This is a genomic window from Scytonema sp. PCC 10023 (assembly GCF_963920835.1).
Classification (GTDB): Bacteria; Cyanobacteriota; Cyanobacteriia; order Cyanobacteriales; family Nostocaceae; genus Kalymmatonema.
Map to the genome: position 1 here is coordinate 1 of NZ_CAWUDP010000019.1, position 14109 is coordinate 14109.

The 14109-nt window shown below is 44.3% G+C and carries 10 protein-coding genes; 4 read left to right on the forward strand and 6 right to left on the reverse strand.

The features are described 5' to 3' along the window. Window positions 1-48: 48 nt before the first annotated feature. The gene (locus ACM0OZ_RS13515; protein WP_414583341.1) at window positions 49-555 is read right to left on the reverse strand and encodes a GNAT family N-acetyltransferase; all 507 of its coding nucleotides are present in this window, start codon (window positions 553-555) and stop codon (window positions 49-51) included. A 222-nt stretch (window positions 556-777) separates the two neighbouring features. On the opposite strand from ACM0OZ_RS13515, the gene ACM0OZ_RS13520 reads away from it, so the two are divergent. Continuing rightward, the gene (locus tag ACM0OZ_RS13520) at window positions 778-942 is read left to right on the forward strand and encodes a DUF2256 domain-containing protein (protein ID WP_096570052.1); all 165 of its coding nucleotides are present in this window, start codon (window positions 778-780) and stop codon (window positions 940-942) included. A gap of 33 nt (window positions 943-975) precedes the next feature. Continuing rightward, complete coding sequence (locus ACM0OZ_RS13525) at window positions 976-1944, forward strand: isoaspartyl peptidase/L-asparaginase (RefSeq protein WP_414583342.1); 969 nt, start codon at window positions 976-978, stop codon at window positions 1942-1944. 62 nt (window positions 1945-2006) lie between these two features. Here the strand turns inward: ACM0OZ_RS13525 and glmU are convergent, their stop codons facing one another. The 3 genes from glmU to ACM0OZ_RS13540 all read right to left on the reverse strand — a co-directional run bounded on the left by glmU (window position 2007) and on the right by ACM0OZ_RS13540 (window position 6190). Then, on the reverse strand, window positions 2007-3377 hold the full coding sequence (glmU, locus tag ACM0OZ_RS13530; protein ID WP_414583343.1) for a bifunctional UDP-N-acetylglucosamine diphosphorylase/glucosamine-1-phosphate N-acetyltransferase GlmU: 1371 nt from the start codon (window positions 3375-3377) through the stop codon (window positions 2007-2009). Between the two features lie 87 nt (window positions 3378-3464). After that, window positions 3465-4673: an HD domain-containing phosphohydrolase gene (locus ACM0OZ_RS13535; RefSeq protein WP_414583344.1), complete on the reverse strand. Its 1209-nt coding sequence runs from the start codon at window positions 4671-4673 to the stop codon at window positions 3465-3467. A gap of 548 nt (window positions 4674-5221) precedes the next feature. After that, window positions 5222-6190: a tRNA (5-methylaminomethyl-2-thiouridine)(34)-methyltransferase MnmD gene (locus ACM0OZ_RS13540; RefSeq protein WP_414583345.1), complete on the reverse strand. Its 969-nt coding sequence runs from the start codon at window positions 6188-6190 to the stop codon at window positions 5222-5224. A gap of 216 nt (window positions 6191-6406) precedes the next feature. Between ACM0OZ_RS13540 and ACM0OZ_RS13545 the strand changes: the two genes are divergently transcribed. After that, window positions 6407-7258, forward strand: a complete 852-nt coding sequence (locus ACM0OZ_RS13545; protein WP_414583346.1) for a sulfurtransferase — start codon at window positions 6407-6409, stop codon at window positions 7256-7258. A gap of 24 nt (window positions 7259-7282) precedes the next feature. Here the strand turns inward: ACM0OZ_RS13545 and ACM0OZ_RS13550 are convergent, their stop codons facing one another. Further along, entirely contained in the window at window positions 7283-8821 is a 1539-nt protein-coding gene (locus ACM0OZ_RS13550; RefSeq protein WP_414583347.1) for a hypothetical protein, read from the reverse strand. A gap of 359 nt (window positions 8822-9180) precedes the next feature. On the opposite strand from ACM0OZ_RS13550, the gene ACM0OZ_RS13555 reads away from it, so the two are divergent. Next, window positions 9181-10659, forward strand: a complete 1479-nt coding sequence (locus ACM0OZ_RS13555; RefSeq protein WP_414583348.1) for a FecR domain-containing protein — start codon at window positions 9181-9183, stop codon at window positions 10657-10659. A 285-nt stretch (window positions 10660-10944) separates the two neighbouring features. On the opposite strand, the gene ACM0OZ_RS13560 is transcribed toward ACM0OZ_RS13555, so the two are convergent. Beyond that, window positions 10945-13377, reverse strand: coding sequence for a CHASE2 domain-containing protein (locus tag ACM0OZ_RS13560; RefSeq protein WP_414583349.1), 2433 nt, complete (start codon window positions 13375-13377; stop codon window positions 10945-10947). Window positions 13378-14109: the final 732 nt, after the last annotated feature.

Sequence of the window (14109 nt, forward strand, 5' to 3'; positions counted from 1 at the left end):
CATCTGCTATTGCTTGCTAATGTTTGCTAATACTTTATGCAACTTATTTCAATACTCGTCCTGCCATGAGCCTTTTATGAATTGGCTTTGCCGTAAATGCCCCTCACGCCTCATGCCAAGACGCTCCATCAGGCGAAACGATGCTGTATTACGTATGTCGCAGATAGAGGTGATTCGGTGCAACTTGCGGTGTGCAAAGCCATAAGTGAGTAATACTTGTGCCGCCTCTGTTGCGTAACCATGCCCCTGATAGCTTGGGTGAAGTGACCACCCGATTTCGCCCTTACTGTGCGCCAAAGGCAATAGGTTAATGCCAACCTCGCCAATCATCTTGGCATCGCCTATATGGTGAATGGCAAACACGATATAACCGCCTTCATCGCCAATTTCCACTACTGCTTGTCGGGCGAGAAAGCCTATAGCTCGCTCCTCGGTAAGTGGTTCTACAGGCATATACCGCAAAACCTCAGGGTGAGTTTGATATGTCAGAAAATCAAGCAAATCTGTCTCAGTCATACGGCGTATAATTAACCGTTTCGTTACCACAGGTTCCATGCTTTTTTCACCTAATGACTGAAAATCTGGAAGCTGCTTATCAGTAGGAATCGCAAAACGCTGTTCCCTATTACCTCAAAAGCCTGCTCAAACAGATCGTTTCACAAAGATGAGGGGTTTCACCCCACAATAAGTTACAAAAATTACCCTTAGGGTGTAGCAAACTAGTTATAATTATCTTCCAAATCTCAGAAATCCAGCTCAGTTCTGTTGCTTAATAATATGGGACGTGCTCGTTCTAAATCTGACTTGCCTACAAAAATTTGTCCGGTATGTCAGCGCCCTTTTACTTGGCGCAAAAAATGGGCAGAGTGCTGGGATGACGTAAAATACTGCTCAGAACGTTGCCGTCGTCGCCGTTCGTCGGCTAAAGATGAAACAAATTAATGCCCGTAAAGGTACGGGGAAATAAACAAAGAGATGGAGATCAAGGTACAACCTAAATTAATTATTCATGGGGGGGCTGGTAGTTCTCTGAAGGGAAAAGGAGGAGTTGAGACGGTACGCCGTTCTCTCTACCAAATTATAGAGGAAATCTATTCTCTCCTAGAATCCGGAATCAGTGCAAAAGAGGCGGTTGTGCGGGGTTGTCAAATGTTGGAAGACAACCCCCGCTTTAATGCTGGTACTGGTTCGGTGCTGCAATCGGATGGTCAAATCCGTATGAGTGCTTCCCTGATGGATGGTGCATCCCAAAGCTTTAGTGGGGTAATAAATGTTTCACGAGTGAAAAATCCCATTGACTTGGCGATCGCTCTCCAATCCTCTCCTGACCGCGTACTCTCAGATTATGGCGCAGCCGAACTAGCGCGGGAGTTACAAATCCCTAGCTACAATGGCTTAACCGAGTTGCGGTTGCAAGAGTGGATACAAGAGCGTCAAGACAATTTTAAAAGAACAATGGCTGGAGTGGTAGCAGAGGCAGAACTGGTGGAAACCAGCAATGCCCGACGCGGTACGATAGGTGTCGTCGCATTAGATACTCAAGGAAGGTTATCTGTAGGTACTTCTACAGGGGGTAAGGGATTTGAGCGGATTGGACGCGTCAGTGATTCTGCCATGCCAGCAGGAAACTACGCGACACAATATGCAGCCGTTAGTTGTACTGGTATTGGAGAAGACATTATTGATGAGTGTTTAGCACCACGAATTGTGGTACGCGTCACTGATGGTATGTCTCTCAAAGAAGCAATGCAGCGTACATTTGCGGAAGCACACGAACACAAGCGGGATTTTGGAGCGATCGCCTTAGATGCTAGTGGAGCGATCGCTTGGGGGAAAACTAGCCAAGCTCTTCTCGCCGCATACCACAACGGCGAGAAGATTGGCGATACCTTAGAAGTTCCCGTTGGAACAGAAATTGGCTGTGTATTCAATCCAGAGTGTTGATAATATAAAGGGTTGCAAGTGACTTGGCACTCACAACTCTCTTTCAACTCCGGACTCAGAGCTCAGTCGTCTTTTGTGGACTCAGGACTCTTTTTGCGCCACCCTGGTTTCACAACTTGACGAGCACGGGCAATCACCAGAGAATCATCAGGGACATCTTCTGTAATCGTGGAACCAGCCGCCACGTACACATCGTCTCCCAGCGTCAGGGGAGCAACTAAAACGCTATTGGAACCAGTTTTGGTGCGATCGCCTATCTTGGTAGGATGTTTTTTGACACCGTCATAATTGGCGGTAATTGTACCTGCACCAATATTGACGCGACTTCCCGCAGTTGTATCACCCAAATATGACAAATGAGCAACATTAGTGCGATCGCCCAACTTGGTATTTTTCAATTCCACAAAATTTCCCACACGACAGCGAGCACCCACTTCCACATCACCACGCAAATGAGTATAGGGACCAACTTGGGTTCCTGTCTGCACAATGCTATTTTTCACTACTGAATACAGCACCGTGACATTTTCACCTATCTGGCTATTTTCAATTAAACTTCCTGGTCCGATGCGACTTCCTGTCTTAATCACTGTATTACCCCGCAAGTGAGTTTGGGGTTCGATAATCACATCTGGCTCGATTTCTACAGTATCATCAATTGTAATACTTGCCGGGTCAATGAGGGTGACACCTGCTGCCATCCATTTTTCTTTGACTCGCGTTTGCAAAATCTCGTATGCTGTTGCCAGTTGCAAACGGTCATTAATGCCCAGAATTTCTTGGTGATCCTCCAGATCCACCGCCATCACTGGTTCTATTTGACTGACGGCATCTGTGAGGTAGTATTCTTTCTGAGAATTATTTGCTTGTAAATGAGGCAGAACTTTTGCCAAATCCTGCCAACGGAAGCAGTAAATTCCAGCATTAATGCGGTTATTTTGTTTTTGAGTCGGTGTGCAATCTCGGTCTTCAACGATTTGTTGCACAATATTGTCACTATTACAAAAAACGCGTCCGTAGCCTTTGGGATTATCTAAGTGTGCTGTGAGGATAGTGGCGGCGTTTTGGTGCTGAGTATGAGTTTGCAACAGATTTTTCAGAGTTTCTGTGCGAAGCAAAGGGACATCGCCGTATAATACGAGCAAATCGCCTGTGTAGCCCTCAAGGTGGGGGAGTAATTGCTGGATAGCATGACCTGTCCCCAGTTGTACAGTCTGTTCGACAAACTCTAAATCGGGAATAGACTGCATGGCTGCTTGCACTTCAACAGCTTGATACCCAACAATCACCATCTGTCGAGTCGGCGAAAGCGGTTTGACACTGTCGATAACTCGTCCAATGAGCGATCGCCCACCCAAAGAATGTAAAACCTTGGGCAGGTTTGATTTCATACGTGTTCCACGTCCCGCCGCCAGAATTGCTACAACAACCATAATTTAGCTATGAGTGAATTGCTTTGAATGCGCCTGCTCATTTGAGTCTAGGCTCAATTTATACTAACGCGCTCAGAAACTCAAAACCTAACTCACCCATAATTGCCAATCTTGAAAAGAAGAAATAAACTCTGTAAACTGCTGCATGAGTCTAGGATTACGCCATCCTAAGGCTGTTTCTTCCGCCATCACAGCCAAGGCTTCTTCTAGTGTAAAAGCTCTTTTGTAGGGTCGTTCGCTGATCAGAGCATCAAAAATATCCATTATTTGAAATACTTGCGCTAGATAAGGAATGTCTTCTCGTACAAGCCCATCAGGGTACCCAGAACCGTCCCAACGTTCATGATGGTGGCGGATAATAGGAATCACACCTTGTATGTTGCGTAGTGGCTGGCAGATTTTTTCTCCAATCAAAACGTGTTGCTTCATAATATGCCACTCTTGTGCCGTGAATTGCCCTGTTTTCAGCAGCACTGCGTCTGGAATACCCACTTTGCCGATGTCATGCAGATAACCCCCCCACATCAAATCCCGAATTTGGTTGCGTGTGAGATTGAGATATTCACCAAAAGCTTTGCCAAACTTCACCAGCCGTTCACAGTGATCCCCGGTTTTGGGATCACGGCTTTCAATTGCCCTTGCTATGGAAAACAGCACTTGTTCAGCGTGGTCTAACTCTTCATTCAGACGCTTTTGTCTCACCAAAGATTTTACCCGCGCCGTCAACTCCAAACGGTCAAATGGTTTACTGAGGAAATCATCTGCCCCAACTTCAATTCCTCGAATGCGCGATCGCTTGTCATTTAAACTACTAATAAAAATTATTGGGATGAGTCTGGTATGTTCATTCTGCTTAAGCAACTGGCACACCTGAAATCCATCCATTTCTGGCATCATTACATCCAGTACAATCAGGTCTGGTGCTTTCTGTGCTACCAGTTCCATAGCAGTAATACCACTGTCTGCTTCTATGACTTCGTAACCTTCCATAGCTAAAACGGCGACAGTAGCCATCCGACAGGCTCCATGGTCATCCACCACTAAAACTCTAGGCGCATCACAATCAAACTCATTCACTATCAGACCTTGGGCTTGTACCCTTTTAGAAACGAATAAATCATGCATAGAATTAACAAGATTATTCATCAAACAAGGCGCGGCTTCCGTCTTTTGTTGCATGATGTCTTTCTTGGAGAAATCCAAAGAATAACTTTCTGCATCTTTGCTGACTAAGACGTTCTTGAAACCAAGAATATTATCTTTAGAGCCGATATATTTGGTTTTCGATTCAACCACAAGCGTACTCCATAGAAATTGTTAACAGTAGCATTTATCAAGCGTCTTGTTAGTACTTGACCAAGACACTTGGGTTAGGGGTGTAAGGCTTCGCCGTGAGATCTTATCCCCTTACACCCCTAATTATTGACTTTATGCATACCTTTCTTTTAAAGGCTTTTACACAAAACATATCTATTTTTTTGCCTAAAAAGTATATTTTTTTATACTCTTAGAGCATTGGAAATATTGCTGTCCTATTTTCCTTCCTGTTTTTCCGGCATGAGCAATGATTGCAAATCTTAAATCAGGTTTTTTACGGAGATTGATTCATATCACATTCAAAAAAAATGTTTAACTGCCGAATTTTATATCAAACTAAGGTGTATTTTGTTTAAGTTGTAATTCTGAGATATTTAGTTATGCATCATTGCCGATCTATTTATGCGAACCATCAAACTACGCTTATCACTAAGTAGCAGTGACCACTTACTTATTATAAGGTGATGTGAATCACAAGAGATCATTGCCCAAGATTATAAGATTTTTGGAATACATGGTAATAAAAATTACACAATTTCTAGTTGACTTTTCGATGACCATCTTTTGCGCCAACGAGACGTAGGCTCTAGGAAAGAGGCTTGTTGCTCTTGTTGTCGTCGTCTCAAAATCACATCAGCAGTATCGCACAATTGTGGATCGCGATAAGCAATGGCAGCACGCGTGAGTAAATGTTCGTGTTCAGCCTGGGAAAGCGGCGGAAGCACAGATGAGGGAGATGAGGGAGATGAGGGAGATGGGGGAGAAATTTGTTGCTCGTTTACGAACTGCGCTTCTCCTACTCCCCCAACTCCTTGATGTCCGGCTACAGTACCGGGTGTCTTTCTTCCCACTGGTGGTGTAGACCCTATTTCTAGCCCAGCGGCTAAAAGAGCCGTACGTACAGCAGCAGCGCAGGAATAAGTTGCAAGTAAGCCAGATACATCTAAACTCATAGAAAGTTGTTTGATAAATTCAACAGTCCATAACTGAGGACAATGAGGCGGTGAAAACGGATCGAGAAAAATTGCATCAGCCTGAAAACCTGAGTTGTTCACAAACTTAATCGAGTTTCTAGCATCGCCAATCAATAAGGTTGCTTTGAGACGGTGTTGCAGCACTTGATGCTTAAAGGCTAACTGAGTCAAAATTTGGGTATATTCGTATCCCCAGTTGTCGAATAAGTCATGGGCGATCGCAGCTTGTGGTACAGCAGCATTCATTTCTAAACCAATGACTTCTATATAACAATTGGGATTGACTGCCCAAATGGCTTGTAAAGCAGCGGCTGTATTGTATCCCAACCCATAACAAACATCCAACAGCCGCAATGTTGGTTTGTTTGCTCTTTCTTGCAATTGAGTAGGACCAACAAACTTGAGAAAACTCTCTTGACGCGCTCCATAATGGCTGTGGAACGACTCCCCAAACTCATGAGAAAAAAAAGTGAACGAGCCATCTGCTGTTGGCTTAGGTGTAAAATTGTCTAAGTCTGACATAGTAATAAAGACTAGTGGTCTATCGCATTAATTCTAATGGGTTACAAGATCCCCGACTTCTTAAAGAAGTCGGGGATCTGACCCCTACGACATATCAAAATTAATCACATAAACTACTAGTCAGTGATTAGTAGGAATGGAACAACTAACAAATGTACAGACGCTTCAAACAGCGCGTCTCTACAACTAATAATTACAAATTACCAGCTTTAGTTTATGACCGAGAGCCCTTTCGTTGTTTCTTGTGAGTGGCTATTAAAACATCTTGACGAACCGCTAGTTGTTATAGTGGATTGTCGCTTTTCTCTCGCCGAACCACAACTAGGACGACAGCAATACCAAGAAAGTCACATCAAGGGAGCATATTACCTAGACTTGAACCAGGATCTTTCCAGTCCCGTAGGAGAACATGGAGGAAGGCATCCTTTACCCAACCCTATTGAATTAGCTGATAAGTTATCAGCAATAGGGGTGAATTCCCAAAAAACTCTCGTTGTAGCTTACGATGACTCCCGCCTTGCCTTTGCATCTCGTTTGTGGTGGCTATTGCGTTACCTTGGACATGAGCAAGTAGCGGTGCTAGATGGAGGGTTTTCTGCTTGGAAAAAAGCTGAATATCCCGTGACAAATGTTATTCCTGAAACTCAAGAGGCGACTTTTGTCCCTAATCTACAACCACAAATGGTAGTGGATATTTCGATAGTGAAAAGTCGTAAAGATTCACAACAGGTAGCGTTGGTTGATTCACGAGAAAGAGAGCGTTATTTAGGGATAACAGAACCAATTGATAAAATCGCTGGTCATATTCCTGGAGCTATAAACTATCCTTGGCAGCAAGTGACAGACTCCTCCGGCTATATACTTCCACAACAACAGCAACAAGAGCGATGGTTGGAATTGGAAAATCCAAAGGAAATTTTTGTCTATTGCGGTTCTGGCGTCACTGCTTGTGTGAATTTACTTTCTTTAGAGATGGCTGGCATTCACACGGGTAAACTGTATGCTGGTAGCTGGAGTGACTGGATTACTTATTTAGGGACTGAGGACGAGGAACTAGCAACTGAGTAAATTTGCAATCGTTCATGACTGATTTCAAAATCGACCTAATTCCAAATTGTAATTAACACTGAAGAACCAGCCATCAAAATCAATATTTCTGTCGGTTGAATTACCTATGGTAACACCTCCCTGCAAGCTCAGATTTGTGTAGTTGGATATTCCGTAAGTTAAGTGACCATAGAACCGATGGTACAGGTCTTCTCTTTGGCGTCGGGTAAAGTCTGAGAAACCAAACTGGTAGTCAAGCCCAACTTGGAGCGATTGTTTTAAGTAGTAGTTTAAAGAAATCCACGCAGAATGAATGACTCGATCGCGGTTCTCTTCTTTACTGGGAGGGTCAGTCAAACTCAGACGCAATTCGTAGAAGCTATCTAACATCAATTTAGGTGTGAGGGGATCTCGTCGTCCCAAAGACAGACGGAAGGCATTTTCGTTCAAAAAGCGATCGCCTGCGTCAAAGTTACTGCCATTTCTGGCATAGAACAACTGTTGATTGCTCCATCCAATTTCTCCGTACATTCGCGGTGATAGCTGCTGGTAAACACCAACGTTGAATCTCAGTTGGTTGTAATTGTATTTTGATTGATTTATGTAACGAATTAGGTTGCCATTAATTGATGCATTCAAATAAGTTTTGCTTCCTAAGGCTAAAGGCGCAGAGGCTAGTGTGAGTCCTGAGTAAATTAAGCCATCTTCTATTGGATCTACTTTTGAGGAAAAAATGTTGTTTGTATGGAAATAGCCAACATGAGCCTGTAGGTAGCCTATAGGTTTAGGCTGAGGCTGAGGCTGAGGCTGAGCCTGAGGACGCGGTGGGGGTTGTTGCTGTTCTAGTGGTCGTTCCTCTCGCAGCAGCACTGTTCCTAGTTCATCATTGCTAGCTTCGTCTTGCGGCGGTTGCTTGTTCTCTTGCAACCGTTGCAATAGTCTTTCCAATCTTTGTGCGTTATCTATTTCAGGTACTTGCAAGCGTTCCTCTAAGGGTGGAGAGAGAGGATTGGGAAAATCGGCTGGCTGACCTTCTAATTGTGGTGGGTTATTCGGTACAGAAGGTTGGGGTGGTGGTGCGGTTGGCGGCGCTGGCGCGGGTTGTGGAGGTGGTGCGGTTGGCGGCGCTGGCGCGGGTTGTGGAGGTGGTGGTGGAGTGATATTTTGTTCTGGTGGTGGAGGTGGTGGCGGGACTGGATTTTGTTCGGGTGGTGGAGATGGTGGCTCTGGCGGAGTCTGCGAATATAAACTTGGGCTCTTAGTATAAGCACTTGCAAAGTAGGCTGAGGAGCCACAATAGTTAGAAGAGAAGCCTTCTTTTCGCTGTGATCCCCCTGCTCCTTTACCAAAAATTGTTTTGTGTACTTCTTGGCGAGATGTTTTTTGCTCACGCTCTTGGCACAACTGAGCCAGTACCCACGCAACCCCTAAAGATGGTATGGTTGATACTAGGTCATCTTCAGTAATTGATAGGTCTGTATTCGCAGCCTGCGCCGCATCTACCTTCTTGATGCAAAACAAGTTTGCACTACTAGAAGCTAATACAATCCAAAAGAACAAATTTATCCAGCCCTTGGGTTGCATATTTAATCTTTTTTGGCAAACGTAGATTCACGGACTGTGCTAAAAGTTCCAAGAAAAAATATTAAATTTCTAAGAAACTTTAGCCACAAGATGTGGTAAATATACCTAATTTTTTTAAAGAGTAAAAAAATTACGAAGTATATACTATGGTATCCAAAAAACTGATTTTTCTTAAAAGAAACTTAAATCATGCATCTACAGTAGATTCACGGTTTTTATTGACAGAATTATTAGTACAGCTTAAGCAATATTACGTACGTCAATAAACTTGTTATAACAGATAACAGGCTTAAACCGTAAACATCAGAACCTGTTCTCAATTGGTTTGGTATCAATGAAATTATCCGAGGCTCCAAACTATGTTTCGCAAGTTTTTTCTACTCATAGTAATTAGTTTATGGGGAGCAGTTCTGCTGTCGGTGCCAAACCGGGCGGATGCTAGAACTCCTCTGACTCTTGCTGTCATTCAGAATCTCCGCAATTTGGTACAACTGATGCCGCAAAACCAACCAAATCGTCAGGCACGCAAATCGGATGCCATGAGTCCTGGGGATGGGTTATCCACTGGGCGATCTGCCTTAGCAGACTTGCGTTTTAACGACGGTTCTTTGGCTCGGATAGGAGAACAGGCAGTCTTTCGATTCTTACCAAAAACAAGAAATTTCAAACTGACGACTGGGACAGTACTGCTGCTCATCCCACCAGGAAGGGGGCAAACACGTATAAATACGCCAAATGCAGCAGCAGCAATTCGCGGTTCAGCATTATTTGTACGCTACGACGAGAAAACTGACACTACGCTTGTCGGCGCACTGACAAACAGCGGCATTCAAGTTTCTAACAAGGATGCTTCTCAAAATCAGGAGCTACAAGCAGGGCAAGTGATAATTATAGTTAAAGATAAATTTAAGGGCTTATACGATTTTGATCTGAGAACTTTTTATGAAACGGGTGGCCTAGTTAAGGGGCTAGATCTAACTTTAAAACAGGGTGTACCGAATTCAGATCCAGCGATCGCCAGCGTTCAAGCTGAAACTGCTGCAGCTGTTGCCGCACAACCGCCACTAACTGGTCAAGATATTGTTAAAAACCCATCTTTTGGAAAGCCAACGACGACGACTTCCCCAAATTCACCTAGTAACATTATTAGAGACAATTCACCAGTTGGCACCTTGCTTGATACAGGACAAATCGTATCAAATACTGCTGCACAATCTGACAATAGAGATAGAAAAAATCCCCCACCGCCACCACCAGTCGTCGTCACACCGCCGCCACCAGTCGTTACACCGCCGCCACCAGTCGTTACACCGCAGCCACCAGTCGTCACACCGCAGCCACCAGTCGTCACACCGCAGCCACCAGTCGTCACACCACCAGCAGTCGTCACACCACCAGCAGTCGTCACACCGCCAGCAGTCGTCACACCACCACCAGTGACACCACCACCAGTGACACCACCACCAGTGACACCACCACCAGTGACAACACCACCAGTGACAACACCACCAGTGACAACACCACCAGTGACAACACCGCCAGTGACAACACCGCCAATATCAACAGTGACACCACCTACTCCTGCTAACCCGTCACCACCGCCAGTGACAACACCGCCGACATCAACAGTGACACCACCTACTCCTGCTAACCCGTCACCACCGCCAGTGACAACACCGCCGACATCAACAGTCGCACCACCTACTCCTGCTAACCCATCACCACCGCCAGTGACAACACCGCCAGTGACACCACCTACTCCGGCAAACCCGTCATCAGCGCCAACTACAAATAGTCAACCTTTACAACCAGCTCCAGTCATACCACCTAGCACATGAAATCAACTTCGTAATATTAAGTTCCGTTAATAGTCATCAGTTGTCAGTTATCCTCTGTTCGCTGATTTGGTCATTAGATTTCTTGCAAAAATCTGGTAATGGGCTATTTGGAACCGTAGATGTACAAAGCATTGGACCCAGACAAATAGACCTCTCCAAAAAATAATGTAGAGACGTGCCATGGCACGTCTCTACAAGGGCTGTAGACAACGCACAATTAATTTCTGGAGATGTCTATTCTGTGTTCTGCGTTCTTCTTCAATTTTGCAACGCTCTATTTTTGCCCTACTTTGTAGAGGGAGGAAAATCCTTACGGTCTTTTATTGAATTTTTATAATAAGTTGGCAGTATGGATGTGGAGGAAGTTTGTGCAGTGTTCTCAGATATTCCTGTCCAAGGTGTGGTGGCAATATCTGGCTCTTCTAAAGAAACAGTATTGAGTGATGAGTCGTCCTTGGGCAAACTTTGTGTGTTGTCACCAACTAACTCTTGCAACGCCTTAAGAGCTGCAGATGCAGATTGATAACGTTGTTGAAAGTCTTCGCGCACCATTTTACTGAGAATGTTGGATAAGGAGTGGCTCACGTATGCTTTGTCAACCCATTTCAGTTCTCCATTAGCATCTCTTTCTATCTCGTGGGGAGCCATACCAGTTAACGCTTTTATGCCAATCATGCCGACTGCATAGATATCACTACTATATTGTGGACGTCCGTAGCACTGCTCGCTAGGTGCATAACCCCTAGTACCAATCCCAATAGTATTGGCAGTTTGCTCTAAATTATCCATTACTTGTGTAGTGACTTCTTTAACGGCACCAAAGTCAATGAGTACCAGCTTGCCGTCTGACTCTCGTCTTATGATGTTGCTGGGTTTGATGTCCCGGTGAATAACCCTATTGTTGTGGACAAATGCCAATGTTTGCAATAAGTCCCTTAAAATCTCGATGACTGCTGTTTCATCGAGTCGTTTACCTGATGGCATTTCCTGGCTGAGAGCATGACCAACTATATATTCTTGAATTAAATAAAATTCTTCTTCTTCTTCAAAATAAGCTAAAAGCTGTGGTATTTGTGTGTGAGTTCCTAGTTTTTGCAGTGTTTGAGCCTCTGAAGTAAATAAACGTCTGGCTACTGCTAACTGCTCTGGTTTACTATTAGCTGGTTTTAGCTGCTTGACAACACACAAAGGGTTGCCCGGAAGTTTGGTGTCTTCAGCAATGTAAGTTTCACTGAATCCACCTGAACCGAGAACTTTAACAATTCTGTAGCGTGCGTCCAGGATTTTTCCTGATATTGCCATCTCCCTTTGCTGTAGCAAGTCTTTGAGATCGTCCTGCTGGCTGAGAATCTCTTGGACAACACGATCAGAGGAATATTTCCGAAAAATATCGATCCATTGGCTTTTTCTGATGATTTCTCTAGCCATTTCTGTTCCTAGGTAACACAACCCGATAGTGGCGATCGCCATCACAGGTACAGCGGTGGGCAAGATTAATTGTCCGTAGACAAAGGTGAAATAGCTGATTCCTCCCCAGGTCATCGCGAGGGCGATACTAAAGAGAAATCTAGTCATACCTCTTTTTCTTGAGGCAACTATGACCGCACATCCACTGACTAAACAAAGCACAAATAAACCGTTTCCTTGTGGATGGGGAATTGCTTGCGCGATCGCTTTATTTTGCATTAAAGTTGCGATCGCATGGGCGTGAACTTCCACCCCTGACATTCGCTCTGGATGCCACCAACTGCTAATCGCTGCAACTGGATGATAATCATCCCCCTGACCTGTCTTAGCTGTTGCACCAATCAACACAATTTTGTCTTTAAAAAACTTTCCCTGCTGCAAATAAGTGTTCCAGTTTTCCGGATCGAGAACGTACCAAAAGGGAATTTGCTCAAAAGTCCCTGCTGGTCCGTAAAAATGTATGCGATCGCCCTTTGGTGGTGGATAATTCACTTGGGCTGCTCTCAAAACTGCTTCATCAAAAGAAAGCATTTTCACCGTTAAAGCATCTTCACCTACAAGCTTGGAAAACTCACCAGATAGTCTGTGAATTTTGCCATCTATCTCTAGAGGGAAATTTACAGTACCAATGGCGACAGACCCAGTGCGAAACATCTGCTGGGGCTGTGTCAATTGCATGACGACGCCTTGGGGTGTTTCAGAGTTTTCGTAGAGTGCAGCCAGAGCCACTTGGCTTCCATAGCGTTGTAATGAGGAGCGCAACTTTTCATCGTCCTCATATCCGTAACTACTTGGTGTATCAAAAACTATATCCAAGGCTACAGAACGTGCCCCTGCGTTGATCAACTTCTCAATAACTTGGGCGTATGCAGCACGTTTAAAGGGAAAAGCTTGCAGCGGTTCAAAGAAAGGATACTCTTTTGGGTCTGTTTTATAGTACTGCTCACCCACTGATATCGACTGTTCATCTATTGCCAGAATCACGATATCTTTTGGAGCAGCGACGCCTCCCTGTAATAGATAAAATGTGCTTTGAGCTTGAGCTTCCATGAATTTAGCCAAATTCACACCAGAAGTTGCCAGCACTGCTGCACCCACTGCTGCAACACCAGCCAGTAGATGACCTAAGTGAGCCAATCGCTTTGACCGACGTGCCGATACCGTCGAAGTCGCTTTTGTAGGGATCTTTAACGCTCGATTGGCAGCAGAGACGTTTTTTTTGGTGAATGTAGATGTAGGTTCTTCTGCCATATCGTATTAGTGATTAATTTACCTTCAACGCCTTTATCTATTTACACACTCTTGAAGTGCCACACAATTGAAATTAGATTCAAATGAAAAACTTATACATTTGTAAACTATTTTGTCTGACTCCGCAAATGTCCGGAAACAGTTTTGAGTACCGAGTGCTAAATGTCTAGTGCTTAGTAGTATGCAGAAAATTTGGAAAAAGTGACTCGGGACTGATTGCTCAGAAGTTTAGACTTTCACGCTCCCCAGATGAGTAAAGCACTTACCTTACAGGGTAGATGTCGCCGTAAATGCACCTAAGGCGGCTCTTCTTAAGTAGGACTTGACAACAGCCGATAATTCTTCATTCTTTCCCGCAGATGGGATGAACAATTTGCTACAGAGGAAAAAACCTTGCAAGTATCATCTGCAGAGCGTTTTGTCGTAGAACCTCGTATTGTCATAAAACCCTGTAAATACCCAAAGGTCTGCTTCCCAAAAGGGAGACTAGGGTATGACATAATAAGGTACGCAACAACAGACACTACCTAACCTCTTGCCTTACTTAACTCATAATAGTTATTATTTCACGGACAAACAAGTTACGGCTAGTTGATTTTACCACCATAGGTGCATTTTGATTTTACCTAAGGGGTACACTTTATTTAAAAAGCAAAGTGCCACGCTACGGGTCTTTGCCTCCGCTTCGCAGGTGACGCCTAACAAACAAGCCCTGATAGAGTTCTTGAAAGC

Coding starts and splice junctions, on each gene's coding strand:
- ACM0OZ_RS13545 (WP_414583346.1), top strand. CDS start 6,407: ATGACCGAGAGCCCTTTCGTTGTTTCTTGTGAGTGGCTATTAAAACAT.
- glmU (WP_414583343.1), bottom strand. CDS start 3,377: ATGGTTGTTGTAGCAATTCTGGCGGCGGGACGTGGAACACGTATGAAA.
- ACM0OZ_RS13515 (WP_414583341.1), bottom strand. CDS start 555: ATGGAACCTGTGGTAACGAAACGGTTAATTATACGCCGTATGACTGAG.
- ACM0OZ_RS13540 (WP_414583345.1), bottom strand. CDS start 6,190: ATGTCAGACTTAGACAATTTTACACCTAAGCCAACAGCAGATGGCTCG.
- ACM0OZ_RS13525 (WP_414583342.1), top strand. CDS start 976: ATGGAGATCAAGGTACAACCTAAATTAATTATTCATGGGGGGGCTGGT.
- ACM0OZ_RS13550 (WP_414583347.1), bottom strand. CDS start 8,821: ATGCAACCCAAGGGCTGGATAAATTTGTTCTTTTGGATTGTATTAGCT.
- ACM0OZ_RS13555 (WP_414583348.1), top strand. CDS start 9,181: ATGTTTCGCAAGTTTTTTCTACTCATAGTAATTAGTTTATGGGGAGCA.
- ACM0OZ_RS13520 (WP_096570052.1), top strand. CDS start 778: ATGGGACGTGCTCGTTCTAAATCTGACTTGCCTACAAAAATTTGTCCG.
- ACM0OZ_RS13560 (WP_414583349.1), bottom strand. CDS start 13,377: ATGGCAGAAGAACCTACATCTACATTCACCAAAAAAAACGTCTCTGCT.